Raw genomic sequence first — 26428 nt, 5'->3', positions numbered from 1 at the left:
TGAGGGAGGCCCGCACTGCGCCGGCTGGACGTCGTCCTACACGTCGTCCGCTACACGTCGTCCGCTACACGTCGTCCGTTACACGTCGTCCGTTTCGTCGAGCAGCTTGTGCCGCATCGCGTAACGCACGAGCGCCGCTTCGTGCGGCATCTGCATCTTTTCCAGTATCCGGGTCTTGTAGGTGCTGACCGTCTTCGCGCTCACGCACAGCGCATTCGCGATCTCGGTCAGCGTCTGGCCGGCGGCGATCCGCCGGAACACGTCGAATTCGCGATCGGACAGCCGCTGGTGCGGCAGCGTTTCAGCCGGCTCGTTCAGGCTCTGCGCGAACTGCTCGGCCATCGCGAGGCTCACGTAGACGCCGCCCGACGCCACCTTCGTGACCGCGCCGACCAGCTCCGCGCTCGCGCTTTCCTTCGTCAGATAGCCCGACGCGCCCGCGCGGAACGCCCGCACCGCGTATTGCTGCTCCGCGTGCATCGTCAGCACGAGCACGCGCAGCGCGGGCTTCTCGTCCTTGATCTGCTTGATCAGCTCGACGCCGTTGCGGCCCGGCATCGACAGGTCGAGCACGAGCACCTGCGCGGGCGTCGCCCGCACCAGCGCGATCGTCGACGGGCCGTCGAAGGCTTCGCCGGCCACCTCGAATCCGGTGGCGTTCTGGAGGATGTGCCGCAGACCGTCGCGTACGAGCGTATGGTCGTCGGCGATGAGCACCTTGATCATGTGATGAGCGTGTCCTGTTGAACGGTGGCGAGCGGAAATGCGACGGTGATCGAGAAGCCGCGCGCGAGCCCGGTGTCGATCGTCACGGTGCCGCCCAGCATGTGTGCGCGTTCGCGAATGCCGATCAGGCCGAACGATTTGTCTTCGTGGGCCGGACCGCCGGGCGCCGCGCCGCGGCCGTTGTCCGCGACGCGCAGCACGCAAGAACCTTCCTCGATGTCGAGTCGCAACGCCACGCGCGTCGCGTCCGCATGGCGCGCGACGTTCGTCAGCGCTTCCTGGACGATGCGGAACAGCGTGGTCGCGCCCGCGCTGGTGAACGTGAGGCCGCCCGTCTCGATATGGCGCTCGACATCGATCCCGTAGCGGTTCGTGAAATCGTTCGCGAGCCATTCGATCGCGGGCACGAGGCCGAGATCGTCGAGCATCACCGGCCGCAGGTCGGCCGCGATGCGCCGCACCGACGCGACCGTCGCGTCGATCAGCCGCCGCATACCTTGCAGATGCGTCTGCACGCTTTCGTCGGGTTGCGCGCGGCCGGGCATGCGCAGTTGCTGCTCGACGACCGACAGATCCATCTTCAACGCGGTGAGTTGCTGCCCGAGATCGTCGTGCAGCTCACGCGCGATGCGGGTTTTTTCCTCCTCGCGCACGTTCTGCAGGTTCGCGGACAGTTCACGCAATTCCTCGCGCGATTGCTTCAGCGCGTTCTCGGCCCGCTGCCGCTCGGTGATGTCGCGCAGCATCACCGTATAAAGCTTGCCCGACGCGTCGCGGATCTGCGAAATCGACGCTTCGATCGGGAATTCCTCGCCGTTGGCCCGCAGCCCGAACAGCACGCGCTGGCGGCCCATCTGCCGCTCGGACACGCCCGTCACGCCGAACTGGTCGACGTGTTTCGCATGCGCGGCGCGGAACCGCTCCGGAATGAAGCGCGACAGCGGCGCGCCGATCGCCTCCATCGCGGACACGCCGAACACCTGCTCGGCCATCGGATTGAAGATCACGACGGTTTGCTTTTCGTCGATCGTGATGATCGCTTCCATCGACGAACGGATGATGCCCATCATCCGCGCCTCGTTGAGGATGCCGCGGCTGCTCGCGCCGGCATCGGCGCGGCTGCGCAGCAGCGCATGGACGAGCGCCGCGAACCCGAACGACGCGATCAGCCCGGCGGCGAGCACGGTGCCGGCCGCACGCTGCGCGCCGGTCGCGCTCGGCCGTCCGTCCGCGGAATAGGCGAGCGTCAGCGCGGTGCCGCCGAAATTCAGCACATCGGTACGCCGCATCAGGTCGGGCGACGCCGACGCCTCGTCGGTCGTCGTCTCGACGCTGGCGATCGCTCGCGGATCGCCGCCGGCGGTCATCCACAGGTCGATTCCGCGTTCCGCATCGAGCGCGCGCTCGATCAGGCGCCGCGGGCTCAGTGCCGCGAACAGCACCCCGTCGGCGCCGGCTTCGCGCGCGCCGAAGGGCTTGGCGGCGGCCAGCGGCGAGGTGGCCACGGGCAGGAACAGCGTCAGGGTACGGGCGTCGCGGGAGGTATCGTCGTCGGCGGGGTGAACGCCCAGCGCGATATCGCCGGTCCGCAGCGCGCGCATGAGCGGCGCCGCATCGGACGCGCCGAAACGCACGACCGGCGAGCTCGAGACGGGGGCGCTGAGCGTCGCTGCCGCGAGCGGATCGGCCGGCAGCGGCTTTGCACCGGCCAGCGCACCGCGCGCCGCGGGCGTGAGCGGCGCATAGCCGATCTGCCGGACCGGCGAGCGGCCGCTGTCGAGATCGAGCGTCTCCGCGTATCGGCGCCATTGGCCGGGCGTCATGTCCGGGACGAGCCCGAACGTGCCACGCGCGCCTTCGAGCACGGCGACGCCGGCCTGCAACTCGTGGCGCAGCATCGCCGTCACGTGCGTCGTGCGGCGTTCGAAACGCGTATGAACGGCGCCTTGCCACTGCTCGCGCACCAGCAGCGCGACGCCGAGCGACAGCAGCGCGCCCGCGCACAGCGCGGCGACGCCGACCGCGAGCGGCTGGCGTAGCATGGTCTGCAGGCGCGCGGGCCCTCGGGCGTCCCGCGTCGGGGTTCCACTGGGGGTCATTCGATGGCCATTCTGTTGTTCGGGCTACCCGGGGCACTCGGACAGCGCGGCAAAACCGGGAAAACTCGCACCGGCTGCGTGCAACGACTATTTTGAAGATGAAATTGTGCGCGTTTTACACATTTTTTGTAATGGGGTCGGTTGAAATAGCGGCAAACGGCATGAAGCTGCGGGCGCCGGCTGCGCTTGACGCGCGTCAACGCACGCGTCGGCACGTGGGGCAGACTGTTCGGCAGGCAAGCCGGCACCGGGCCGGCTTGAGGTAACGGGTCGTGATTGCGCAGGGCGCGACGCGCGCCCGGTCGGAGGGACGGACCATGTACAAGCGGATTTTCGTCGGGCTCGACGGCAGCCCGAGCGCGCGTCTCGCGCTGAACGAGGCGATCCGGATCGCGACGGCGTCCGGCGGCGAAGTGACCTGTGCGTACGTCGTCGAACATCGGCCGCAGCTCGTCGACGTTGACGCCGGCTTCGCCGCCGAGCGCGATGGCGATGTCGCCGCGACCGATGCCGCGACGCCGGTGCTCGACCACGCGAAAGCGGTGCTCGCGCAGCAGCATGTGCGGGGCACGGTGCGTGCGCTCGACGCGTACGGCGAGGACATCGCGACGGTACTGATGCGCACGGCGGCCGAAGCCGACGCCGACCTGATCGTGATGGGTACGAGCGGGCGGCACGGCCTGCGCAGGCTGTTGCTCGGCAGCGTGGCGGAATCGCTGCTGCGTGCGGCCGACCGGCCGGTGCTGCTGGTGCGGCACGGCGAGCCGGGCGCGTCGGCGACCGCGTAAGCGACGGCGTACGGCGGCCGCCGCTGCGGCACGAGGGCCCGCAGTCGACAGGATGCCGCGCGGCATCCCGGATGTCTGCGTGAGCGGGCGTGCTGCGCCGTCGCGTCGTCCAGCACGGCGCGGCGGGCGCCGACGAGACGCTCGCCTGCATGCGATTGCGCGTCGACGGTTGCATCCGGGCACGCAGTTCTGGCAGCATCGGCCGGTGTCCGCTTGTTCGCCGCGCGCATGGCCGCGGCGATCGACGCACGGACATCCGGCGGCACCCGGTCGCCTGAATCGAGATCGGGCGATCCGCCGGATGCCGGTTTCCCACCTTACCGACGTCATTTGCCATGCCGATTTCCGCGACCGACCTGATTCGCCAGTTCGACCTGCAGCCGCATCCCGAAGGCGGCTATTTCCGTGAAACCTACCGCGCGACCGATTCGGTCGTGCGTCCGGCCGACGGTGCGCCGCGTGCCGCGTCGACCGCCATCTATTACCTGCTGTGCGACGGCGCGTATTCGTCATGGCACCGCATCCGCTCCGACGAGGTCTGGCATTTCTATGCGGGCGATCCGATCGAAGTGTGGGTGCTCGACGCGCGCGACGGGTTGACGATCCACCGGCTCGGCAACCCGCTCACGCATCCCGGCACCGTGTTCCAGGCCGTGGTGCCGGCCGGAAGCTGGTTCGGTGCGCGCTGCGCGTCGCCGGCGCACGTCGCGCTCGTGGGCTGCACGGTTGCGCCCGGGTTCGAGTTCGCGGAATTCGAGCTGGCCGATGCGGCCGCGCTGGCGGCCGAGTTTCCCGATTACGCGGAGCACGTCGCGCAACTCGCGCAACGCTCCGACGTGTGACCGTCACAGTCGCGTCACGCCGCGTGCAACGCCCGTGCCGACGGCTTGCGTTCCGCGCGGTCGAGGTCAAACCCGTTTAGAATGCGTACGATGCACCGGTCGGTCGCGGACGTGCCGCGGCGGCCGGTGCGCTGCCGTACCGACGGCCCTGTCGCGCGGCCCGCATGTCTTCCAGGAGCGCCGCCGTGTGGCACTTTCCCATCGCTATTCCATCGTCGCTCGGCCCGTGGGCCGTGTTCGCGAGCGTGTTGATCACGCAGCTCGGCGTGCCGGTGCCGGCCGTGCCGATGCTGATTCTCGGCGGCACGATGGCGGCGATGGGGCAGGCGTCCTGGGTCAGCATGTTCGCGGCCGCGATCGGTGCGACGATGCTGGCCGATTCGCTGTGGTTCTTCATGGGCCGCACGCGCGGCCGGCGCCTGCTGAACGGCCTCGTGCGTTTCTCGCTGTCGCTCGACACGACGCTGCGCTTCGCGCGTAACGTATTCGAAAGGTACGGCGCGCCGCTGCTCGTGCTGTCGAAATTCCTGCCGGGTCTCGGCCTCGTGTCGGCGCCGCTGCTCGGCACGACCGCGATCGGCATCGGCGTGTTCCTGTTCTGGGATCTGGCCGGCGCGTCGCTGTGGGCGGCGTTCTGGCTGATCGGCGGTGCGGCCATTCACGACCAGATCGTCCAGTTCGTGTTGTGGGTGCGCGCGAGCGGCGGCACGATTCTCGACGCGTTCCTCGCGATCTTCATCACGTTCCTGCTGTACCGCTGGGTGCGCCGCGTACAGTTCCGCCGCTATCTCGCACAGGTGCGCATCTCGCCGCCGCAGCTCGTCGAGATGATGACGTCCGACGAACCGCCGCTGATCTTCGATGCGCGGCCGAAGGCGATCCGCGACCGCGAGCCGTACCGGATCGCCGGCGCGGTGCCGGTCGATCTCGATTCGCCGGACCTGCTCGACCCGGAAGTGCTGAAGCGGCCGATCGTCGTCTATTGCGTGTGTCCGAACGAGGCGACTGCGAAGCGGCTCATCGCGAAGATGCAGCGCAAGAAGATGATCCACAACATCCGGGCGCTGAAGGGCGGCCTCGATGCGTGGGAAAAGCATGGCTATCCGGTCGAGCCGCTGCCGGCCGATCTGGATTCGTCGCGGTATTTCGTACGGCCCGAGCAGGGCGGGCTGGAGGGCGAGTATACGGTGCGGGCGACGTTGTCGAAATAAATACGCACACCGTTTTACGCGGATTTAAATCCGGTCACCCATTTCGCCCGCCGCGATTCTCCCAAAATCGCCTGGCGTGAAACCGCCGATCCTCCCTATAATCCCGCCTGCATATTGCGTGCGCGAAATGGCGCACATTCGACGCGCGTTCGTTCGCGCCGAAAGCGATGAATCCCGTTGCCGCTCGTCACGCGCACAGCCGCGTCGCGCGGGCCGCTCGGGTGTATTCGGTGAAAGGCTCGATCCGTTTTTCCGGATTGTTCCGGAAAGGTCGGATAATCCGCAGCAATTCCATCCGGATTGACGCGGTATCCGTGTCGTTTCTTATTCGGAAATCGACAGCGGCGATTATTTCGTTTTCGGCTGCCACAATCGGCATGAACGGGCGCGCATGGTCATCGATACAATGACGGCGGCCCGCTCGCGGCTGCCAAGGAGACGGATTTGAAACAACCAGAAGACCAGCTGCACCGCGGGCTGGAAGAGCGGCACATCAACCTGATGGCGCTCGGCGCGACGATCGGCGTCGGCCTGTTCCTCGGCTCGGCCACCGCGATCCGCACGGCCGGGCCGGCCATCCTGCTGACCTACCTGCTGGGCGGCCTCGCGATCTTCCTGATCATGCGCGCGCTCGGCGAGATGGCGATCACCAACCCGGTCGCCGGCGCCTTCAGCCGCTATGCGCGCGACTACCTCGGCCCGCTCGCCGGTTACCTGACCGGCTGGACCTACTGGTTCGTGTGGATCGTCACCTGCATGGCGGAAATCACGGCGGTCGGCGTCTACATGCACATGTGGTTCCCCGGCGTGCCGAACTGGATCTGGGCGCTCGCGGCGCTCCTCGCGATGGGCTCGGTGAACTTCATCGCGGTCAAACTGTATGGCGAATTCGAATTCTGGTTCGCGCTGATCAAGATCGTCACGATCGTGCTGATGATCATCGGCGGCGGGCTGATGATCGCGTTCGGTATCGGCAACGGCGGGGTCGCGACCGGCATCTCGAACCTCTGGTCGCACGGCGGCTTCATGCCGAACGGGATCAACGGCGTGATCGCCGCGCTCCCGATCGTGATGTTCGCGTATCTCGGCGTCGAGATGCTCGGCCTCACGGCCGGCGAGGCGCGCAACCCGGAGAAGTCGCTGACGAAGGCGGTGAACTCGGTGTTCTGGCGCGTGCTGATTTTCTACATCGGTGCGCTGTTCGTGATCATGTCGCTCTATCCGTGGGACCAGATCGGCACGCAGGGCAGCCCGTTCGTGATGACGTTCTCGCGGCTCGGCATTCCGGCCGCCGCCGGCATCATCAACTTCGTCGTGCTGACCGCGGCGCTGTCGTCGTGCAACAGCGGCCTGTTCAGCACCGCGCGGATGCTCTACAACCTCGCGCAGCAGGGCCAGGCGCCGGCCGCGCTCGGTCGCGTGAACCGCAGCGGCGTGCCCGTGTACGGCGTGGCCGTGTCGGTCGCGCTGCTGCTGATCGGCGTGTTGCTCAACTATCTCGCGCCGCAGCACGTGTTCACGTGGCTCACGTCGGTGTCGACGTTCGGCGCGATCTGGACGTGGTGCGTGATCCTGATCGCGCAGATGCGGTTTCGCCGCACGCTGTCGGCCGACAAGGTCGCGCGCCTGCCGATTCGCGTGCCGTTCTATCCGCTCGGTTCGTTCGTCGCGCTCGGCTTTCTCGTGCTGGTCGTCGTGTTGATGGCGTTCACGCCCGATACGCGCGTCGCGCTCGTGATCGGGCCGGTGTGGATCGTGCTGCTCGGGATCGCGTACGCGCTGTTCTACGCGAACCGTCCGGCCGCGTCGATGCCGACGAAGTCGTAAACGGAGGGAGCGGGCAGGGCGCCGCATGATCGTTGATCGCGATCATGCATGCGCGGGCCGGACGGCCTATGCTGAACGAACGCATTGCTTGTCCGCGCTTCGCGTGGCATCCCCCGATCCCCGCGACCGCGGCGGCTGTCCGGCCGCCGCGCGCCGCTGCCGCGCGAAGCTTCCGTCGTCGTTCAGCGACGACGCGCACGCACGGAGATCTTCGCCATGCAGACTGCCCAGTCCATTCCGACGCTCGCGCGGATCGCGCTGGCCGTCGACCCGACGCCCGAATCGCTGACCGCCGCGCGCTATGTGCGCACGCTGCTGCGCCCCGGCATGCGATTGCGCATCATTTGCGCGATCGACAATCCGCGCCTCGTGTTGCCGGACATTCCGCGCATCGACGCGCTGCTGACGTCCGCGCGCGAGGACATGATGCGCGAAGCGCAAGCCACTTGCGCGCGAATCGCGGCGCTGTTCGCCGACAGCGGCAGCGAAGTCGAACAGGCGGTCGTCGATACGTCGGTCACGGGCGGCTCGGTCGTGGACGCACTGGTGAACGATACGTCGACGTGGCACGCGGACGTGCTGGCGATCGGCGCAAATCCGCATCACGGGCTGTTGCGGCTCGTCGAAGGCGCGATGTCGGACACGCTGACGAAACGCGCGCGCTGCGCGCTGCTGATCGTGCCCGGCACCTACGCACGGCCGACGGACGGCACGCTGCAGCGGCTGATGTTCGCGGTCGACGGCAGCGAGCCGTCGCTGCATGCGGTGCGCGTCGGCCTCGGCTTCGCCGCGCCGGGGACGTTGCTGTATGCGGCGTACGTGATCGACCGTGCGGTTCGTCTGACCGATGTCGTGCCGGTGCGCGCGCTCGAGGATGCGTATCGCGCGGAGGGCGAGGACGCGCTCGCGAAGATCGGCCCGTTGTTCCACGCGACGGGCAATCCGACCAAGCGCGGCATCGTCGAAACGCATCCGACCAGCGATGACGTGGCCCATGCGCTGATGCGCGATGCCGTGCACTGGCGGGCAGAGCTGCTGGTGGTCGGCACGCATGGCCGTCGCGGCATCGCCGCCTGGTTGATCGGCAGCGTCGCACGACGCGTGGCGCACCTCGCGCAGGTGCCCGTGCTGCTGGTGCGTGGTGTGGAGTGAATCGCGCGTCGTTGCGATCGATGCGGCTCAGGATTGACCTGCATCAGAAACGCGACGCGCATCGCGTGAGACAGTGATGGAACGTCCGGTGGCGCGGCGGGTCTGTCGTGCTCGCACACGATCCCGCGCCTGCATGCGGGTAGCCATTTCCGCCGCATTCGCTTCCGTCACATCATTTCAGGAGCCGCGCCACGGGTTTATACGGCGCGTCATCCGACCGGGAACTCTCTGGCACGAGGGTAGGCAACCGACGGTTGCCTTGGAGGACGGGCGGGGTGCAAGTCACCCCGTCCGCTTTCCGCCTGGCCCCGTCGAATCCATTTCCGCAGCAAGGGGGTTGAATGCGGCCGCGTCGAGCGGCACATCATCGCGCGCGTTCGCTTCGATATGGATCGCGACGAACATGGACGCGTGCACGCAGCGCGCCGGTATGGCAGCCGCGCCGTGGCGCACGCAGCCATTGCACGGGACAGAGGTCAGAGGGTACGAAGAATGGATCGCAGGTCGTGCCGACGGCCCGCGCCGCGTCGTACCCGCACATGCGGACGCACGGCATGCAGCGGCGCGCACGCGCTGCACGTGCGGCTACGCAGACGATTCGCATGCGGCCAGCCGGGGCGCGCCTTGCGACGCAGCTCCGATCCGGCCGGCGCATCGGCCGCGTGTCGCGCGCAGAGCGCCGCGGCGAACCGCTGCAACGCGAGGACGGACCCCGCGACGCTCTGGTATTTTTCGCGGCCGATCTGCCCGTCGAGCGTGACGAGCAACCCGGCCTCGCGTGCGAGCGCGAGCAGGGTGTCGAGATCGTCGGACGGACGGTTGCCAGCCGACGCGGCCCGGGCGGGCAGGGCGTGCGCGTTGCCCGACGCGCGCCGCTGGCCGTCCCGGCCCGGTAAGTTGCGATGTGCCATGGTTGGTCTCCTGCGCCGGACCCCGCGTGCCGGCTCGATGGCCGACTGAGCGATGTTCCGGTATGAACGCCTGGTTCATGTGATCAGTATCGTGTGGCGAGGGCGCGCTGCCAAGCGGCGCGCGCTGAAGTCGCTGTCAGGAAATTGCGCGACGCGTATCGGAATCCGCTGACACGCGCGGCGGCCGGCCGGTCCGGCGCGTTCGTCCCCCATGAATGAACGGCACGCGGCGGGCGCCGCTTGACGCGTGATTTCGGCCGGTCTAAGTTCGCTTCTGCATCGGCGTCGCCCGGCGTTCCATCCGCCGCCCGTCGCCAGTGCCGCGCCCGGGGTGGCGTGGCAGGGCTTTCAGTTTCGTTCGCGGGCCATGTGCATCGCGAACCCCGCGCGGCCGGTTCGGTACGGCCAGTTTGGCAACGAACCGGCGCGGCGGCACGCAATGTGCCGTTGATCGCGCGCAAACACGCGTCGGCGCATCGTACGCCGCCCGTCTATCCAGTCTTTAAGCTTCCAGTACCGTCATCTTTTCGTTCCTCGACCGTCAGGAGTTCGTCGATGTCCAAGGACAATTTGCTCGATTCACTCAAGGAAGCCGCCGAACAGCGCGCGATCGGCGCGGATCAGCTGCGTGCAATGCTCGACGACGAAGTGCGCGCGCTGTCGTCCGGTGCGCGCGTGCACGACTACATCCACGTGTTCGCGATCCGGAATCTGCGCGAGCGGATGCGCCGGAAGGACGACTTCGACCGCGATACCCGGGCCGACGCGGCACCTGCGGACGACGATCCGCGTCCGAGCCATCGGTTGTAGCGGAGGGGAGCCGGGCGCCGAGACCGGCGCGCCGCCCGTCCATCGAATCCGGCCATCCTGACGATTCGCCGACAGGCGTCGACGCGTTTCGTCATACGTTTCATTGAATTGTCACAACGACCTCAAGTAAGCGGTGCGATTTGCCGTTTACCCGGTGAATTCGTCCACCGGGCGTTCCCGCTCCCTTACCGAGTCGTTGCCATGTTCTCGTCCATTCGCGCCCGCATCCTCGCCGCGTGCGTCGCCATCGTCGTATTCGCGCTGGTCGCGTCGACCCTGATCAACTATTTCATCGCACGCTCGTACAACGACGACGCGATCGACCGCAACCTGACCTCGGTCGCCAGCGGCCACGTGGTCGGGATCGCCGACTGGGTCGCCACCCGCAGCCGGATGATCGCGTCGCTGCAGGACGCCGCGCTGACGCCCGATCCGCTGCCCGTGTTCAAGCAGATGGCCGCGGCCGGCGGCTTCACGAACGTCTATGCGGGCTACGCCGACAAGGCGTTCCACTTCTCCGACCCGACCGGCATCCCGCCCGATTACGACCCGACCGGCCGCCCGTGGTACAAGCAGGCCGCGCAGGCCGGCAAGCCGGTCGTCACGCCGCCGTACGTCGATGCCGGCACGGGCAACCTCGTCGTCACGTTCGCGGTGCCGATCCTGCGCGACGGCGCGCTGAAGGGGGTGGTCGCCGCGGACCTGTCGATGGACAGCGTGATCGCCAACGTGAAGTCGATCCGCCCGACGCCGACGAGCTTCGGGATGCTGGTCGACAGCAGTGGCCACGTCGTCGCGCACCCGGACGCCAAGCTCACGCTGAAGCCGGTCGCCGACGTCTCGCCCGAACTCGGCTCGCTGGGCGTGGCCTCGATCGCGGCGGCGAATGCGCCGGTCGAGGTCGGCGTCGGCGGCGACGCGAAGCTGGTGCGCGCGAAACCCGTGCCGGGTACCGACTGGTACGCGCTGGTGCTGCTCGACAAGACCGAAGCGACGGCCGGGATGCGTTCGCTGCTGACCGCATCGCTGATCACGCTCATCGTGATCGTCGGCGTGGCGTCGCTGATCATCGGCGCGATCACCGCGACCGCGTTCCGCCGCCTGTCGCAGGTGCGCCAGGCGATGGCCGCGATCGGCTCGGGTGCCGGCGACCTGACGCGGCGCCTGCCGGCCGACGGCCGCGACGAAGTCGCCGACATCGCGCGCTCGTTCAACAGTTTCATCGACAAGCTGAACGACGTGATGCGCCAGATCCGCGACGCCAGCGAATCGGTGCGCACGGCCGCGAACGAGATCGCGGCGGGCAACCAGGACCTGTCGTCGCGAACCGAGTCGGCGGCGGCGAGCCTCGAGGAAACGGCCGCGTCGATGGAAGAGATCACCGCGACCGTCGGTCAGTCGGCGGCGGCCGCCGGCCAGGCCGACGAACGTGCGGCGGCCGCGTCGCGGATCGCGTCGCACGGCGGCGTGGTCGTGTCGGACGTGGTCGCGACGATGGGGAAGATCGAGGAAGCGTCGGGCCGGATCGGCGACATCATCGGCGTGATCGACGGGATCGCGTTCCAGACCAACATCCTCGCGCTGAACGCGGCCGTGGAAGCCGCCCGCGCGGGCGAACAGGGCCGCGGCTTCGCGGTCGTCGCGCAGGAAGTGCGCAGCCTCGCGCAGCGCAGCGCGCAGGCCGCACGCGAAGTGAAGGTGCTGGTCGAATCGACGGTCGCGAGCGTGTCGGCCGGGTCCGGGCAGGTGCGCCAGGCCGGCGACACCATGCGCGAGATCGTGTCCAACGTGTCCAACGTGACGACCATCATCTCCGAGATCACGCACGCGGCGAACGAGCAGACGCGCGGCATCCAGGAAGTAAACCGCGCGGTCAGCCAGCTCGACGAAATGGTGCAGCAGAATGCAGCGCTCGTCGAACAGTCGACTGCGGCGGCCACCGCGCTGCAGTCGCAGGCGAACGCGCTGGCGACGACGGTCGGGCAGTTCAAGGTCGCCTGACGCAACTGGCGGCCGACGGCCCGCGGCATGCGGGCCGCGCCGCTCACGAATCGTCCTGGTCGCGCATCAGCGCGAGCCGGTTGTAGAGCGTCTTCAGGCTGATGCCGAGCGCCTTAGCCGCGCGCGGCTTGTTACCGTCGAAGTGACGCAGCGTCTCCGCGATGAAGCGTTGCTGCGCATGGTGCAGCGTCGCACCGACCGGCAGCGCCATCGCGCCTTCCGACGTGCTCTCGGCTGCCGGCAGCGCCTGCTTCGGCAGCGCGACGTCGATGCCTTCGTCCGCCAGGATGTACGCGCGCTCGATCGTGTTGTGCAGTTCGCGCACGTTGCCGGGCCACGAATACGTGCGCAATGCGGCGATCGCCGCGTCGGTCAGCCGCTTGTGCGCGCGATGTCGCGCATTCAGCGTGTCGACGAATTCCTGCGCGATCGTCTCGACGTCGCCGTCGCGCTGGCGCAGCGGCGGCACGTAGATCGCGAACGCGGCGAGCCGGTAGAACAGGTCCTCGCGCAGCCGGCCGTCGCGCACCGCCTCGGCGGGATTGTGGCGAGTGGCCGAGACGAACCGCACGTCGATCGGAATCGGCTCGGTGCCGCCCACGCGCACGATCGTGTTCGACTCGATCGCCCGCAGCAGCTTCACCTGCAGCGCCGCCGGCATTTCCGCGATTTCGTCGAGCAGCAGCGTGCCGCCGCGCGCGGCTTCGAAGAAACCTTCACGCTGCGTGATCGCGCCGGTAAAGCTGCCTTTTTCGTGCCCGAACAGTTGCGCCTCGGCAAGCTCGGCCGGAATCGCGCCGCAGTTCATCGGCACGAACGGGCCGTCACGCCGCGCGCTCAGATCATGCAGCCGACGCGCGACGATATCCTTGCCGACCCCGCTTTCGCCGGCAATCATCACGCTCGCGCGGGTCGGCGCGATTTTCTCGATACGGCCGAGCAGCGTGCGCATCGCGGCGGACCGGCCGGACAGCCGGCGACCGTCTGCACGCTGCTTCGTCCGGTTGGCGGATTCACCCATAGGCGTTCGCGGGCCGTTTTGAAAAACGGCATCACACGTTCCGTTGATTGCAATATTTATCATCGACAGCGAAACGACCGCGAAGGTGCCGCCGAATAGAAATTTCCAATGTGCGCAGCGTGAACGAAAGAAACGGGCGATCACTTTTTTGCAGGCCGTGCCGTGACGCCACGTCCGCGTCGGAACCGGCGCTTTTTTACAGAAACCCGATGAAAAAAGCGGCCGGCCACACATTACGGCGGCGTGCGACGGCGCGGGGACGCGAGGGAGACGATCCACCACGCAGCCAGTGCGGGCGCAGCGCCCAGCGGCCATTGCCGCGACCGTGAGGTGCGAGCGCCATCAGGTACGTTGTTTGCTGGCGTTTTCACGCTCGCCCGGCGCGTTCGACGGCACGCCGCATGGCCGACAGGGGGCATGCCTCCGCACGACGACAGCCGGCGCGATGCAAGGATGCAATGACGACTCTGACCCGTGAGGTGTTCCGGCAAGGTGCATGGGTCGTACTGGCCGTCGGGCTCGCGACCGCGCTGCAGGCGTGGGCGATTCGGGCTGTCGGCGAGCACGCGCCCTTTGCGCCGCTGCCTTTTTACGCAGGTGTGGCGGCCGCCGCATGGCTGACGTCGTTCGGCGGCGGCCTCGCCGCGACCGCCGCCAGTGTCGGCGTGATCGGCGCATTGTGGTGGCGCGACGCGCCGCTGGCGACGCTGTTGGCGCAAGCCGGCGCGTTCGTCGCGATCGGCTTCGTCGAATGCGTGCTGGTGGCGACCGTGAAGCCGCTGCTCGCGAATGATCGATTGCGGGACATCGGCGACGACGATAGCGATCCGTACCCGTCGCACCGCGAGCCGTCGTCCGTCGCGAGCCTCTCCGGCGACGGGCTGCTGCGCCGGGTGGTCGACGCGTCGCCCGATGCAATCGTCGGGACCGATGCCGCGCGCAGGATCACCAGCTGGAATCCGGCCGCGGCCAGCATCTTCGGCATCGATACGGCCCAGGCGAGCGGCCGCGACATCGTCACGATGATCGCGCCGCGCTGGTTGCGCCGGCACGCGGTGCCCGCGTCGTTCGCGGACCTGCGCGCGCCGGTCGGGCCGCTCGACGTACTGTGCGTGCGCTCCAACGGCGGCCGTTTTCGCGCCACCTTCGCCGCGTCGCCGATCGTCGACGCGCAGGGCCACTGCGCGGGCCTGTCGCTGACGCTGCGCGAAGCGGGCGAACGCCGCCGCAACGAACGCCACCACCTTCGCTCGCTGCGCGGCGCCCGCGACGCGCGCGTGCAGGCCGACGCGTCGAACCGGCTGAAGGACGAGCTGCTGGCGACGGTGTCGCACGAGCTGCGCACGCCGCTGAACGTGATCTACGGCTGGGTCGAGGTACTGCGCAACGCCGACGGGCAGGGCTTCGCGCAGCAGGCGGTCGACGCGATCGATCGCAGCGCGCGGTCGCTGTCGCACATGGTCGCCGACCTGCTCGACGCCTCGTCCCTCGCGACCGGCCGGCTGCGCCTCGAACGAGTACCGGTCGATCTCGTGCGGATCGTGCGCGACGCCGCGCGTGAACTCGACGCGACCGCCGAGGCGAATGGGCTCGTGCTGTCGACGGAATACGCGATGCCGGCCTGCGTGATTCCCGCGGACGGCGAACGCCTGCGCCAGGTCCTGTCGAACCTGCTGTCGAACGCGATCAAGTTCACGCCGCCGGGCGGCCGCATCAACGTGTCGCTGACGCGCGCCGGCGAGCGCGTGCGGCTGTCCGTCTCCGACACCGGGCAAGGCATCGCGCCGGAATACCTGCCGCACCTGTTCGACACGTTCAGCCGGCCGGAAGGCGCGTTCACGTCGCCGAAGCGCGGTTTGGGGCTCGGCCTGTCGATCGTGCGCAACATCGCGCAGCTGCACGGCGGCGAGGTAGTCGCGACGAGCGCGGGCGCCGGGCGCGGCATGACCGTCACGGTGACGCTGCCGGCCGGCTGGGACGCCGACGATCCGACGGAGCAGCCGTCGCGGGCGAAGGGCGCGTCCGACACGGTCGCGCTCGACGGCCAGCGCGTGCTGGTGGTCGACGACGACGCAACGTCCCGGACCAGCCTCGCGGCGGCGCTCGAAACGATGGGCGCACAGGTATCGACCGCGCGGTCGGGGCACGATGCGCTCGAAGCGGTGGAGCGGCAGCCGCCGAGCGTCGTGCTGTCGGATCTCGCGATGCCGGACGGCGACGGTTACTGGCTGCTGGACCGGATCCGGCGCTTGCCGAACGGCGGCGGACATCTGCCGGTCGTCGCGGTGACCGCGCACGCCGGCAAGGCCGACCGGCGCCGGGTGATGGCCGCGGGGTTCGATGCGTATCTGTGCAAGCCGGTCGACATGCCGACGCTCGCGAGCGTGATCGTCGACGTCGTACCGGATGACGCGGGCGACACGGGAGACACGGCAGACGGGAAGCCGCGCGAGCGGTAGCCAGCCGTATCCATACGGCGCGGCGGCGGGTCGATCGCATACGAAAAAGGAGGCACGATGGACGCAACGGAAAACACGCGGCACGACCGCACCGGCGGCAAGCCGGCGCGCACGCGACGCAGGACGCCGGCCGTGCCGATCGCGAGCATACTGATGCTGTCGTGTGCATGGATCGCGACACCCCGCTACGCATGGGCCGAGGAGGGCACGCGTGCGAAGCTCGCGAGCCAGGCGTCGGCCGTCGGGGGCCAGATCCGCGATGCGACGCTCGCGTCCCGTGTCAGGGCCGCGCTCGTCGCCGAACGCGGCCTGGCCTCCGGCGACGTCGACGTGCAGGTGCGCGACCGCGTGGCCGAACTGACGGGCAACGTGCCCGACGAACGGCAACGCGCGACCGCGATCCGCGTCGCGCACGACGTCAGCGGCGTGAGCGGCGTGCGCGACAAGCTGCAGATCCGCCGGAAGTAACGTGATGCGCGGGCCAGCGCCGGGCCGATCGGGCGTCGCGCGCCCGCGACCCTGCGCGTCACCGGGCAGGAGGTTCGACATGGACACCATCATCGCGGGCCGTTTCTCGCGGCTCGAACAGGCGGAACGCTGCGCGGAGCAATTGCGCGGCCACGCCATGCACCGGGACGACGTGAAGGTCTTCTTTCTCAATCCGCCCGGACAGCACGCACTGTTCTGGCTTGGCGGCGACGTCTATGCGGACTCCGCCGCGCGGCCGGGCGGCCTCGGTGCGCTGGAAGGCGTGGCCATCGGCGCGATCGTCGGGCTCGCCGGGGCCGCGCTGCTGTATCTGGGCGGGCTGCATTCCCCGCTCGCGTGGATCGGCGTGCCGCTTGTGGGCGGCTATGTCGGCGCGTTGTGCGGCGCGCTCGGCCGGATGCGCGGCGATGCGCCGGAAGGGCACGGCGCGCTGAAGCAATGCGAAAACGGGGTGGTGCTGGCCGCGCACGTGACGCGGCGCACGATCGCGTTCGCGGAGCGGACGATGCTCGCCGCCGGCGCGCTGTCGGTGGAGCGCACCGAGGGCGCTTGGGACAACGGCGCATGGACCGATTTCTTCTCGTCGGCCCATCGTCCCGCGTGACGGCAAGCCGCACCGAGGACCCGCTCCGTCGCACGACACGGAGGCCCGGATGAGCACAAACCGAACAATCCGGAGGATGAAGCGGGGCGGGCGTCGGCCAGTGGCGGTCGTCACGCTGACTGCCGCCGCCGGCGTCCTGACGTTCGCGCTCTCGCACGCGCAAGCGCCGCCCGCTTCGTCCGCGCAGGTCGCGCCGGGCGTCATCCGTCCCGGCCCCACCGCCGACGAGCCCGGCCTGACGCAGCGGCCGATCGGCATCGACGCCGAGTTCGTCGACAAGGCCGGCATGATCGGCAAGGTGGAGCGACAGGCCAGCCAACTCGCGCTCGACCGTTCGTCGAACGCGGACGTGAAGGCCTTCGCGCGCCGGATGCTCGACGATCACGCGCGTATCGCGGACGAATTGCGCCACATCGGTGCGCAGAAAGGCGTGCCGGTCCAGACGCGGATGCTCGTCGATCCGGCGGTCACGGCATTGCGAGCGAAGGAAGGGCGCGCGTTCGATACGGCGTACGTGGCGCTGGCCGGTCCGCCCGCGCACGAAGCGGCGATCCGGCTTTACGAAACCGAGGCGAAAGACGGCCGCGACCCGCAGCTTCGCGCGTTCGCGGCCCGCACGCTGCCGGTGTTGAACGCACACCTGAACGCCGCGCGGCAACTCGCGAAGAGGGTGGCCGCCGCGCAGTGACCGGCCTTCCGGCCGGCAGGCTTCAGTGGTGCCGCGTGCCGTCTTCGGGGCCGCCCGGCGACGCCTCGTACGGCGGCGAATCGAGCGCCGTTTCGCCTTCCTCGATCAGCCAATACGGCGAGCTGCCGTAGTACGCATGCAGTGCTTCGGCCCACGCGGGGTCGGCCATCGCCGGCCACCGGCCTTTGTCGAAGCCGGGCGCCTCGCGCACCCGTTCGGTATCGACGGGCAGCACGAAGCATTGGCGCTCGGCATCGAGCACGAGCGCATTCCACGGCACCGCGAGCAGCTTGTCGCCGATCCCGAGCAGGCCGCCGGACGACACCACCGCATACGCGATCCGCCCGGCGCGCACGTCCAGCATGATGTTGGCGATCTTGCCGATATCGTCGCCGTCGATCGTCAGCACGCGATCGCCTTCGAACGTGCTGGCGGCCATCACGTCGGGGCCTGGCCCACCTGCGGCCGTGCGCGGATTCGCGCCGACGATGCGCGACGGTTTGTCCGTTGTCATCGAAAACCTCCTGGTCGAAGCGGCAACCCGGTCCGCGCGCAAATTCATTGCGCGCGTATTTCGTCGGGGCAACAGGCCGCGCGGGATGATGGGGGGACGCCAGTCGGTCAGCGGCGGCGCGGCAACGACACGTCCTCGAGCGTATTGGCGAGCTCGTCGCGCGCCGGGCCGCCCGCGCGCGTCGCGATGTCGCCGAGCGACACCATGCCGACGAGCTTCAGACTGCGATCGAGCACCGGCAAACGGTGCAACTGCACGTCGGCCATCCGTTGCTGGACGTCGCCGACGCCGTCGTCTTCGATGCACCACTGCACGGGCCTGGACGCGACCGCCTGCACGGGCGTATCGGGCGAGTGGCCGTGCGACAGCGCCCGCACCGCGAGGTCGCGATCGGTCACGATCGCGACGAGTTCGGTGCCGTCGCAAACCGGCAGCACGCCGATATCGAAGCGCTGCATCAATTCGGCCGCATGGCGAATCGTGTCGGTCGGCGCGACGCACACTACGTCGCGCGACATGATCTCGTTGACGCGATACATGAACGCCTCCTTCGTGATCGGGACGATACGGGAGCAGGCCGCGTGCCGCGCGCGGTGCGCACACGCCGGGCCTGAGTTGCCTAGCGACGGAGAAATTTGCCAGCCGGCTTGTACATCTTCCACGGCGGCAGCTGCGGCGTCGACGCGGGACGTCAGTGGCCGATGCCCGTCATCGTGACGATCGCCAGCACCACCGCGCTTTCGATCGCGGCCAGCGCCGCGACGCCGGCAGCACCGCTGATTTCATGCCATCTGCGTTCAAGGACCTTCATCGGATTGCCTCCTGATCTGGCCGGCGCGCGCACTGCCATTGCACCGCGCGCCGGGTGCCGCCGTCAGCCGTGATCGCGGGGCGGGGAAGGGACGTGCGGCGGGCGACGTTCGTGCTCGCCGGACGGCTTGGCGGGGTCGATACGCGTCGCACCGCCGACGGCGGGCGGGTCGCTGGCCGGGAACGTCTCCTCGAGCCCTTCGTCGATGCGCTCCTCCGTCTTGTCTTCGGACGGCGGACGCGACGTGGCGAATCGGGGCAATCCGGCAGCCGCTGACACGGCGTCGCGGCGGCCGGGGGCGTGAGCGGTCATGATCGAACCTCCTTGTCGATGAGAAGGCGCAAGCGGCGTACCTGCGGCATCCGCGGCACGACACTTGCAAGCCGGCGGAAACCGGCAGGGCATGCGGATACGACGCACACGCGTCCGGTATGGACGAGAGGACATCGCGATGAATGCAGCCAGGGAAAGGATACGTTACGACGCGAACGTCTGCGGTGGCGACTTCGGCCACGTACGCGAGCGTTTCGCCACATGGAAGCGCGAATCGCTGGTCTATCGGCCGGAGCGGCGCATGTTCGACGGCAAGGACGAGGTGCGCGAACTGAACGACACCGTCTACGACGGTCCCGAACGTGCGCAGCAGGCGCTCGTCGCGCGATGCGAACCGTCCGATCCGTTCGCGCTCGCCGTGCAACTGAGCGCCGAGGGGCGCACGATGTGGCTGGTCATGGCGGCTTACGACGTCTGAACCGGGCGACCGGGGTTCACGGCGCGGGAGCAGGCACGGCGCTTGCGGGGGCTCGCTTCGCCATCGAGATGCGCGCGCCGTCGCGCAGGAGTGACATGAACACGCCATCCATGCTGCACCGCCCCGAACCGACGACACCCGACGTCGACCCCGATCCGCCGCCGCCCGGGCACGACGACCCGGTCGATCCGCCCGTGCCCGACGGCTTGCCGCAGGGCGACCCGCCGTCGAACCCGCCGCCGATGCGGATGCCGGGCGGGGGCAGTGCGCCACCACCGGCCGCGCGACCACTGAAAAGGAGGACCGTCATGGACATTCACGTGCAATCGCCAGACAAGCGCGCGATCGCTCAGGTACTGGGCCGCTATTTCGAATCGCGTTCGCTGCACTATCACATCGAGGAATTGCCGGGCGGCGTGCTGCAGATCGGTTTTCGCGCCAGCGGCCGCCCGGTCGCCGTCACCGTTTCGTTCGACGATGCCGCGTACGACACTTACACGCACTGGGACGCGAGCCAGAAGCAGCTCGCGCTCGGCCGGCTCGCCGACGGCTTCTCGCGAATGATGTCGACGCGCAGTCCGGCCGCGCTTGCCGGCGACTATCACGTCGAGCGTTTCTGATTTCGCAATCATCCCCGGCTCATGCCGGATTCCGGCAAAGTGCCCGTACACAACGGGCGCTTTGCGTCTGTGCGCGCGTCGCGTAGGATGTCCGTTAATTCAGCGCATGCTACGTTCGCGCCGCTGGCTGCCTGCCGCTGCAGCCGGTGAAGCGCGGCGCGCTTTCCCTCAGGTTCGTTTCGTGCAGCCGACGGAGACCGCCTTGACCACTGTTGCTCGCCTGTTGCAGTCACCCGGCGCACGCCGGTTCGTATCCAGCCTCTCGGCATTCGCGGCGCTCGCCGCCGCCGGCGCCCGCGACGCGTCGGCCCAGACGCCTTCGCCGCTCGGCGAATGGCAATACACGGCGGGAGTCCCGCTCCAGAAACTCTTCGATCCGAACATCCCGACCTGGCAGGTGAGCGTCGGCGCCGCGATGACGCTGCAGCCGCGCTATGCGGGCTCCGACCGCTATCGCGTGATGGGCGGCCCGAATTTCGACATCCGCTATCGCGACCTGTTCTTCCTGTCGACCGGCGAGGGGCTCGGCGCGAACGTGCTGCGCGGGCCGAACTGGCGCGTGAGTTTGTCGGTCGGCTATGACCTCGGGCGTCGGTCGGCCGACGATCTCGGCCACCTGAACGGTCTCGACAACATCAACGCGGCGCCCGTGATGAAGCTCGCGGCCGACTACGTGGTCTCGAAGGATTTCCCGCTCGTGCTGCGCGCGGACGTCCGGCGCAGCATCGGCGGGTCGAACGGCTGGACCGGCGATTTCTCCGCGTACATGCCGATGCCCGGCAGCAACGAGCACTTCTTCTGGTTCGCGGGGCCGACCGTGACGTTCGCCGACTCCCGCTACATGAACAGCTGGTTCGGCGTGAACCCGGGCGCCGCCGCACGCTCGGGGCTGCCGGCCTATTCGTCGGGGGCCGGGATCAAGTCGGCCGGCGTGGGCATGACGATGGTGTGGTTCGTGAACAAGCACTGGTTCGTCACGGTGGACGGCGCGCTCGAACAGCTCGTCGGCCGCGCCGCGCGCAGCCCGATCACCCAGCAGTCGACCAACGGCGTGTTCGACATGTCGGTGAATTACCAGTTCTGACCGGAGCCGGGCGGCGGAAGGGCGATGCCGCGCGCGGCATCGCCCGTCATATTTGATATGATTCCGACCTGTACAAACGTACAGTGATCGATCCCCGTGACGCCTGCCTCGCCGACGCCTCCGGCGTTTTACTACCTGACCAATTTCGAACGCGCGCTGGCTTGGCTCGGCGAGCGTTACGACGACCTGTTCGACGCGCACGAGCATGCATTCGTCCGGCAGTTCGCGACGCTGCCGCAGGCGTCGCGCGCGCTGCTCGTGCGGATGCTGATGCGCAACGGGTCCGATTTCCGCGCGAGCAAGCTCGTGTACGACGAGATCGGCTGCACGCTCGATGCCGCCGCACCGCTCGTCGCGCTCGGCTGGGTCGATCCGGCGCCGGCGCTCACGCTCGACGCGCTGTTCGCGCTGTCGACCAAGGCCGAGCTGCTGCGCATCTTTCCGGCGCTCGCCGCGCATGCGGGCGAGCGCAAGGCCGACTGGCTCGAGCGGCTGCGGCCCACGCACGACGTCGCGCAACCGCTCGACGCCTGGTGCGCGCAGCCCGACGACCGCGTGCTGCGCGTGACGGTCGGCGCGCTGTGCGACCGGCTGCGGCTGATGTTCTTCGGCAATCTGCATCAGGACTGGAGCGAATTCGTGCTCGCCGATCTCGGCGTGTTCCAGTACGAAAGCGTGCCGATCGCGCCGTCGTCGCGTGCGTTCCAGCAGCGCGGCGACGTCGACGCGTATCTGGCGCTGCAGATGTGCCGCGACGCGCTCGAAGCGTGGCCCGACGATCTGCCGTTCGACGACCTGATCCGCGCGCTGGACGCAGTCGACTGCGCGCAGCCGTGGCTCGCGACGCGCCGCGCGAAGCTGCTGTTCGCGCTCGGCCAGGCGTGCGAGCGCCGTGCCGACTGGTGCGCCGCGCTCGACGCATACACGCGCAGCGCGTGGCCCGGCAGCCGCCACCGGCGCATCCGCGTGCTCGAACGCTGCGGGCGCGACGGCGACGCGCTCGCGCTGGCGCTCGACGCGCGCGGCGGCTTCGAGAGCGACGAGGAGCGGCAGCGGGTCGAGCGCATGCTGCCGCGCCTGCAGCGCCGCGCCGGCCAGCGGGTCGAACGCGCGGCCGCTGCAGCGGCCGTGCCGCGCGAGACGCTCGTGCTCGCCCGCCCCGACGTGTCCGTCAGCGTCGAATTCGCGGTACGCGACCATCTTGCGCAGCCGGCGTCGCCGGTTCACTACGTCGAAAACACGCTGATCAATTCGCTGTTCGGGTTGCTGTGCTGGGAGCCCGTGTTCGCGGCCGTGCCCGGCGCATTCTTCCATCCGTTCCAGCGCGGCCCGGCCGACCTGCACGCCCCCGATTTCGCGGTGCGCCGCGCGGCGGCCTTCGACGCCTGCTTCGCGCAGCTCGATTCGGGCGCATACCGCGACACGATTCGCCGGCATTTCGCGACGAAGGCCGGGCTGCAGTCGCCGTTCGTGTTCTGGGGCGTGCTGACCGACGCGCTGCTCGACGAAGCGCTCGCGTGCCTGCCGCCCGAGCACTTGCGGCTGTGGTTCACGCGCCTGCTCGCGGATATCCGCAGCAACCGCTCCGGCTTGCCCGATCTCGTCCGCTTCTGGCCCGACGAGCGCCGCTACGAGCTGATCGAGGTGAAGGGCCCCGGCGACCGGCTGCAGGACAACCAGACGCGCTGGCTCGCCTACTGTATCGCCCACCGCATGCCGGTGCGCGTCGTCGACGTCGAGTGGGCCAGTGAGGGCGTGGCGCACGCCGAAGCGGCGGGGCTGTCCGCATGAGCTACGTCGTCGCGGTGCGGGCGATGTGCGAGTTCACCGCGCGGCGCGGCGATCTCGACCTGCGCTTCACGCCCGCGCCGACCGCGCTCGAAGGCATCGCCGGCCACGGCGCGGTCACGTCGAAGCGTGGCGCACGCTACGAAACCGAGATCGCGCTGACCGGCACGTGGGGCACGCTCACCGTGCGCGGCCGCGCGGACGGCTACGATCCCGTGGCGAACCGGCTCGAGGAAATCAAGACCTATCGCGGCAGTCTCGACGCGATGCCGGCCAACCATCGCGCGCTGCACTGGGCGCAGGCGAAGGTCTATGCGCACCTGATGTGCGATGCGCGCGACCTCAAGGAAATCAACGTCGCGCTCGTGTATTTCGACATCGTGTCCGAGCGCGAGACCGTGCTGACGGAAACGCTGGATGCCGGCACGCTCGCGACGTTCTTCGCCGAACAGTGCGCATGCTTCGTCGGCTGGGCCGAACGCGAGACGGCCCATCGCGCCGCCCGCGACGCGGCGCTGCGTGCGCTCGCGTTTCCGCACGGGCAGTTCCGCAGCGGCCAGCGCGAGCTGGCGGTGGCCGTCTATCGCGCGGCGCGCGACGAGCAGTGCCTGATGGCGCAGGCGCCGACCGGCATCGGCAAGACGCTCGGCACCGTGTTTCCGCTGCTGAAGGCATGCGGCGAGGGTGAGCTCGACCATGTGTTCTTCCTCACCGCGAAAACGCCTGGCCGCGCGCTCGCGCTCGAAGCGGCGACGACCCTCGGCGCCGGCACGCCCGCGCTGCCGCTGCGCGTGCTGGAACTCGTCGCGCGCGACAAGGCGTGCGAGCATCCGGACCTCGCGTGCCACGGCGAATCGTGCCCGCTCGCGAAAGGCTTCTACGACCGGCTGCCGGCCGCGCGCCATGCGGCGATCGAGGCGGGGCTGCTCGATCGCGATACCGTACGCACCGCGGCGCTCGCGCACGACGTCTGTCCGTATTACCTGGCGCAGGAGCTTGCACGCTGGTCGGACATGATGATCGGCGACTACAACTACTACTACGACGGCAGCGCGATGCTGCACACGCTCGCGCAGCAGAATCAGTGGCGGGTCGGCGTGCTCGTCGACGAAGCGCACAACCTGCTCGACCGCGCGCGCAAGATGTACAGCGCGTCGCTCGATCCGTTCGCGTTCGCGGCTGCGCGCGAAGCCGCGCCTGCCGCGCTGCGCAAGGCGTTCGACCGGCTCGCCCGCGCGTGGGGCACGCTCAATCGCGCGCAGGCCGAGCGCTATGCGGCCTATCCCGAGGTGCCGGGCCCGATCGTGTCGGCCGTGCAAAACCTCGTTGCGGCGATCGGCGAACACCTGACCGACGCACCGCGCGCGAACGGCGACGCGCTGCTGCGCTTTCATTTCGAGGCGATCCAGTTCGGCATGCTGGCCGAAGCATTCGACAGCGCATCGATCTTCGACGCGACGCTGCATGGCGAACCGATGCCGCGCCAGCCAGTACTCGACGGCGTCGCGACGGCCGGCCGCCGGCGTCGCGTCCAGTCGGCGCTGTGCGTGCGCAACGTGATCCCGGCCGGTTTCCTCGCGCCGCGCTACGAAGCCGCGCGGGCGACCGTGCTGTTCTCGGGCACGCTGAGCCCGTTCCATTTCTACCGCGACACGCTGGGGCTGCCCGGCGACACGGGCTGGCTCGACGTCGACGGGCCGTTTCGCGCCGAGCAACTGACGGTGCGCGTGGCAAGCCACGTGTCGACACGCTGGCGCGACCGCGATCGCTCGCTCGAGCCGATCGCCGACCTGATCGCCGCGCAATACGCGGCACGGCCCGGGAACTATCTCGGCTTCCTGAGCAGCTTCGACTACCTGGGGCGCGTGGTCGCGCTGATGCAGACGCGCCATCCGGACGTTCCCGTGTGGGCGCAGGCGCCCGGCATGGCCGAAAGCGAACGCGACGCGTTTCTCGCACGCTTCGACGCCAGTGGACGCGGCGTGGGCTTCGCGGTGCTGGGCGGGGCCTTCTCGGAAGGCGTCGATCTGGTGGGCGAGCGGCTGATCGGCGCGTTCATCGCGACGCTCGGGCTGCCGCAGGTCAACGACATCAACGAGCAGATGCGGCGCGCGATGGAAGCTCGCTTCGGCAACGGTTACGACTACATGTACCTGTATCCGGGGCTGCAGAAGGTCGTGCAGGCGGCCGGGCGCGTGATCCGCACCGAGCACGACGAAGGCGTCGTGCATCTGATCGACGACCGTTACCGACGGCGCGAAGTGCGCAATCTGCTGCCGCGGTGGTGGCGGATCGGGTGACGCCGGCGCCGGTCGCTACAGCACGTTGAGCATCGCGAGCGCGGCTTCCTGCAGATGCGGCAGCACGCGCCGCACGGCCGCGTCGGTCGTCTCCGCGCCGATCGGCATGTTCGTGCTGAGCGCGGCGACGACTTCGCCGTGACGGTTCTTCAGCGGCACCGCGATCCCGCGTACGCCGACCTGCAATTGCTGCTCGATCGCCGCGTAGCCGGCGTCGCGCGCCTGGTCGACCTGTTCGAGCAGCCGCGCCTTGTTGGTGATCGTGTGCGGCGTGAACGGCGGCAGCTCGGTCTCGTCGAGCCACGCGCGCACGGCTTCGCGATCGGGATGATGGGCGAGCAGCACGACGCCGGGCGACGTCAATGGCGCCGGCACGCGCGCGCCGAGCACGAAGCCCGTCGTCATCACGCGCGACACGCCGTTGCGGGCGATGAACACGAGCTCCCAGCCGTCGAGCACGCTGACGTACGCCGATTCGTTCAGCGATGCGCTCAGTTGCTGGAGATAAGGCTGGACCGTGCGCGGCAGCCGTGCCGAATCGAAGTACGACCAGCCGACCCGCAGCACGCGCGGCGTGAGGCCGTACAGCTTGCCGTCGGTGTACACGTAGCCGAGCGATTCCAGCGTCAGCAGGTAGCGCCGCGCGGCGGTGCGCGTGAGGCCGGTGCGTGCGGCGGCCTGCGTAGGCGTCATGCGCGCGTGCTGGCTGTCGAATGCCTCCAGGATCATCAGGCCTTTTTCGAGGCCGGCAATCCAGTCGCGTCGGTCGAGGTCGGGCTTTTTCGTCATGGGCGGCGCGCGGGTAGATGCGCGGTGTTCGCGCAGGAGTGGGCGATTATCGCGCGAGTGGTGGGGTAACGGGAAATCGGTCGATCCGCCATCCTTGTCCGCTGGATAGCGGCAGATATAGAGTCGACGACATCTATTCAAGG

General features: G+C 69.0%; 25 protein-coding genes. 16 read left to right on the top strand and 9 right to left on the bottom strand.

Features of this window, described 5'->3' with window-relative positions:
• Nucleotides 1–78 precede the first annotated feature (78 nt).
• A complete protein-coding gene (locus AP428_RS20385; protein WP_006479054.1) occupies nucleotides 79–726 on the bottom strand; it encodes a response regulator transcription factor in 648 nt (215 codons plus the stop codon).
• Complete coding sequence (locus AP428_RS20380) at nucleotides 723–2825, bottom strand: PAS domain S-box protein (protein WP_011547730.1); 2103 nt, start codon at nucleotides 2823–2825, stop codon at nucleotides 723–725. Before AP428_RS20380 ends, AP428_RS20385 begins: the two co-directional genes overlap by 4 nt.
• A gap of 317 nt (nucleotides 2826–3142) precedes the next feature.
• On the opposite strand from AP428_RS20380, the gene AP428_RS20375 reads away from it, so the two are divergent.
• The 5 genes from AP428_RS20375 (at nucleotide 3143) to AP428_RS20355 (ending at nucleotide 8645) form a co-directional block, all read left to right on the top strand.
• Nucleotides 3143–3613, top strand: a complete 471-nt coding sequence (locus tag AP428_RS20375) for a universal stress protein (protein WP_011547729.1) — start codon at nucleotides 3143–3145, stop codon at nucleotides 3611–3613.
• A 335-nt stretch (nucleotides 3614–3948) separates the two neighbouring features.
• On the top strand, nucleotides 3949–4455 hold the full coding sequence (locus AP428_RS20370) for a cupin domain-containing protein (protein ID WP_011547728.1): 507 nt from the start codon (nucleotides 3949–3951) through the stop codon (nucleotides 4453–4455).
• A 185-nt stretch (nucleotides 4456–4640) separates the two neighbouring features.
• Nucleotides 4641–5666: a DedA family protein/thiosulfate sulfurtransferase GlpE gene (locus tag AP428_RS20365; RefSeq protein ID WP_027808355.1), complete on the top strand. Its 1026-nt coding sequence runs from the start codon at nucleotides 4641–4643 to the stop codon at nucleotides 5664–5666.
• 444 nt (nucleotides 5667–6110) lie between these two features.
• Nucleotides 6111–7493: an amino acid permease gene (locus tag AP428_RS20360; protein WP_011547725.1), complete on the top strand. Its 1383-nt coding sequence runs from the start codon at nucleotides 6111–6113 to the stop codon at nucleotides 7491–7493.
• Between the two features lie 216 nt (nucleotides 7494–7709).
• Nucleotides 7710–8645 carry a universal stress protein gene (locus AP428_RS20355; RefSeq protein WP_011547724.1) on the top strand — a complete coding sequence of 312 codons (936 nt, stop codon included), beginning with the start codon at nucleotides 7710–7712 and terminating at the stop codon, nucleotides 8643–8645.
• Between the two features lie 282 nt (nucleotides 8646–8927).
• Here AP428_RS20355 and AP428_RS37690 read toward each other — a convergent pair whose 3' ends face one another.
• Together AP428_RS37690 and AP428_RS20350 are read right to left on the bottom strand one after the other, a co-directional pair.
• Complete coding sequence (locus tag AP428_RS37690; protein ID WP_256858174.1) at nucleotides 8928–9050, bottom strand: hypothetical protein; 123 nt, start codon at nucleotides 9048–9050, stop codon at nucleotides 8928–8930.
• Nucleotides 9051–9121: 71 nt separating this feature from the next.
• Nucleotides 9122–9556, bottom strand: a complete 435-nt coding sequence (locus AP428_RS20350) for a hypothetical protein (RefSeq protein WP_011547723.1) — start codon at nucleotides 9554–9556, stop codon at nucleotides 9122–9124.
• A gap of 555 nt (nucleotides 9557–10111) precedes the next feature.
• On the opposite strand from AP428_RS20350, the gene AP428_RS20345 reads away from it, so the two are divergent.
• Complete coding sequence (locus AP428_RS20345) at nucleotides 10112–10366, top strand: DUF3562 domain-containing protein (protein ID WP_011694735.1); 255 nt, start codon at nucleotides 10112–10114, stop codon at nucleotides 10364–10366.
• Nucleotides 10367–10567: 201 nt separating this feature from the next.
• Nucleotides 10568–12367 carry a methyl-accepting chemotaxis protein gene (locus tag AP428_RS20340; protein ID WP_011547721.1) on the top strand — a complete coding sequence of 600 codons (1800 nt, stop codon included), beginning with the start codon at nucleotides 10568–10570 and terminating at the stop codon, nucleotides 12365–12367.
• 43 nt (nucleotides 12368–12410) lie between these two features.
• Here the strand turns inward: AP428_RS20340 and AP428_RS20335 are convergent, their stop codons facing one another.
• Nucleotides 12411–13451: a sigma-54-dependent Fis family transcriptional regulator gene (locus tag AP428_RS20335; RefSeq protein ID WP_011547720.1), complete on the bottom strand. Its 1041-nt coding sequence runs from the start codon at nucleotides 13449–13451 to the stop codon at nucleotides 12411–12413.
• 395 nt (nucleotides 13452–13846) lie between these two features.
• Between AP428_RS20335 and AP428_RS20330 the strand changes: the two genes are divergently transcribed.
• The 4 genes from AP428_RS20330 to AP428_RS20315 all read left to right on the top strand — a co-directional run bounded on the left by AP428_RS20330 (nucleotide 13847) and on the right by AP428_RS20315 (nucleotide 17628).
• Nucleotides 13847–15847: an ATP-binding protein gene (locus AP428_RS20330; protein ID WP_054928356.1), complete on the top strand. Its 2001-nt coding sequence runs from the start codon at nucleotides 13847–13849 to the stop codon at nucleotides 15845–15847.
• 57 nt (nucleotides 15848–15904) lie between these two features.
• Nucleotides 15905–16315: a BON domain-containing protein gene (locus tag AP428_RS20325; RefSeq protein ID WP_054928355.1), complete on the top strand. Its 411-nt coding sequence runs from the start codon at nucleotides 15905–15907 to the stop codon at nucleotides 16313–16315.
• Nucleotides 16316–16394: 79 nt separating this feature from the next.
• Nucleotides 16395–16940, top strand: a complete 546-nt coding sequence (locus AP428_RS20320) for a hypothetical protein (protein ID WP_054928354.1) — start codon at nucleotides 16395–16397, stop codon at nucleotides 16938–16940.
• A gap of 49 nt (nucleotides 16941–16989) precedes the next feature.
• The gene (locus AP428_RS20315) at nucleotides 16990–17628 is read left to right on the top strand and encodes a DUF4142 domain-containing protein (RefSeq protein ID WP_054928353.1); all 639 of its coding nucleotides are present in this window, start codon (nucleotides 16990–16992) and stop codon (nucleotides 17626–17628) included.
• 22 nt (nucleotides 17629–17650) lie between these two features.
• Here the strand turns inward: AP428_RS20315 and AP428_RS20310 are convergent, their stop codons facing one another.
• The 3 genes from AP428_RS20310 to AP428_RS20300 form a co-directional block, all read right to left on the bottom strand.
• Complete coding sequence (locus AP428_RS20310) at nucleotides 17651–18142, bottom strand: PRC-barrel domain-containing protein (RefSeq protein WP_011547716.1); 492 nt, start codon at nucleotides 18140–18142, stop codon at nucleotides 17651–17653.
• 107 nt (nucleotides 18143–18249) lie between these two features.
• Nucleotides 18250–18681 carry a CBS domain-containing protein gene (locus tag AP428_RS20305; RefSeq protein ID WP_011547715.1) on the bottom strand — a complete coding sequence of 144 codons (432 nt, stop codon included), beginning with the start codon at nucleotides 18679–18681 and terminating at the stop codon, nucleotides 18250–18252.
• Between the two features lie 335 nt (nucleotides 18682–19016).
• Nucleotides 19017–19265 carry a hypothetical protein gene (locus AP428_RS20300; protein WP_011547713.1) on the bottom strand — a complete coding sequence of 83 codons (249 nt, stop codon included), beginning with the start codon at nucleotides 19263–19265 and terminating at the stop codon, nucleotides 19017–19019.
• A 139-nt stretch (nucleotides 19266–19404) separates the two neighbouring features.
• Between AP428_RS20300 and AP428_RS20295 the strand changes: the two genes are divergently transcribed.
• The 5 genes from AP428_RS20295 (at nucleotide 19405) to AP428_RS20275 (ending at nucleotide 25496) form a co-directional block, all read left to right on the top strand.
• Nucleotides 19405–19704 carry a hypothetical protein gene (locus tag AP428_RS20295; protein ID WP_011547712.1) on the top strand — a complete coding sequence of 100 codons (300 nt, stop codon included), beginning with the start codon at nucleotides 19405–19407 and terminating at the stop codon, nucleotides 19702–19704.
• A 308-nt stretch (nucleotides 19705–20012) separates the two neighbouring features.
• Nucleotides 20013–20324, top strand: a complete 312-nt coding sequence (locus AP428_RS20290) for a hypothetical protein (RefSeq protein ID WP_006479035.1) — start codon at nucleotides 20013–20015, stop codon at nucleotides 20322–20324.
• A 202-nt stretch (nucleotides 20325–20526) separates the two neighbouring features.
• Complete coding sequence (locus tag AP428_RS20285; protein WP_027808371.1) at nucleotides 20527–21408, top strand: MipA/OmpV family protein; 882 nt, start codon at nucleotides 20527–20529, stop codon at nucleotides 21406–21408.
• A 96-nt stretch (nucleotides 21409–21504) separates the two neighbouring features.
• Entirely contained in the window at nucleotides 21505–23199 is a 1695-nt protein-coding gene (locus AP428_RS20280; RefSeq protein ID WP_011547709.1) for a VRR-NUC domain-containing protein, read from the top strand.
• Nucleotides 23196–25496 carry an ATP-dependent DNA helicase gene (locus AP428_RS20275; RefSeq protein WP_011547708.1) on the top strand — a complete coding sequence of 767 codons (2301 nt, stop codon included), beginning with the start codon at nucleotides 23196–23198 and terminating at the stop codon, nucleotides 25494–25496. The genes AP428_RS20280 and AP428_RS20275 overlap by 4 nt, the downstream gene beginning before the upstream one ends.
• 15 nt (nucleotides 25497–25511) lie before the next feature.
• Here AP428_RS20275 and AP428_RS20270 read toward each other — a convergent pair whose 3' ends face one another.
• Nucleotides 25512–26285 (bottom strand): IclR family transcriptional regulator C-terminal domain-containing protein, encoded by a 774-nt coding sequence (locus tag AP428_RS20270; RefSeq protein WP_006485222.1) that lies wholly within the window; start codon nucleotides 26283–26285, stop codon nucleotides 25512–25514.
• Nucleotides 26286–26428: the final 143 nt, after the last annotated feature.

Origin of the sequence: Burkholderia sp. E168m22 (assembly GCF_001319805.1) — a bacterium.
In the GTDB taxonomy this organism is placed as follows: Bacteria; Pseudomonadota; Gammaproteobacteria; order Burkholderiales; family Burkholderiaceae; genus Burkholderia; species Burkholderia orbicola.
The sequence above is the reverse complement of the archived record's forward strand: the minus strand, read 5'-3'. Positions and strand labels throughout refer to the sequence as shown.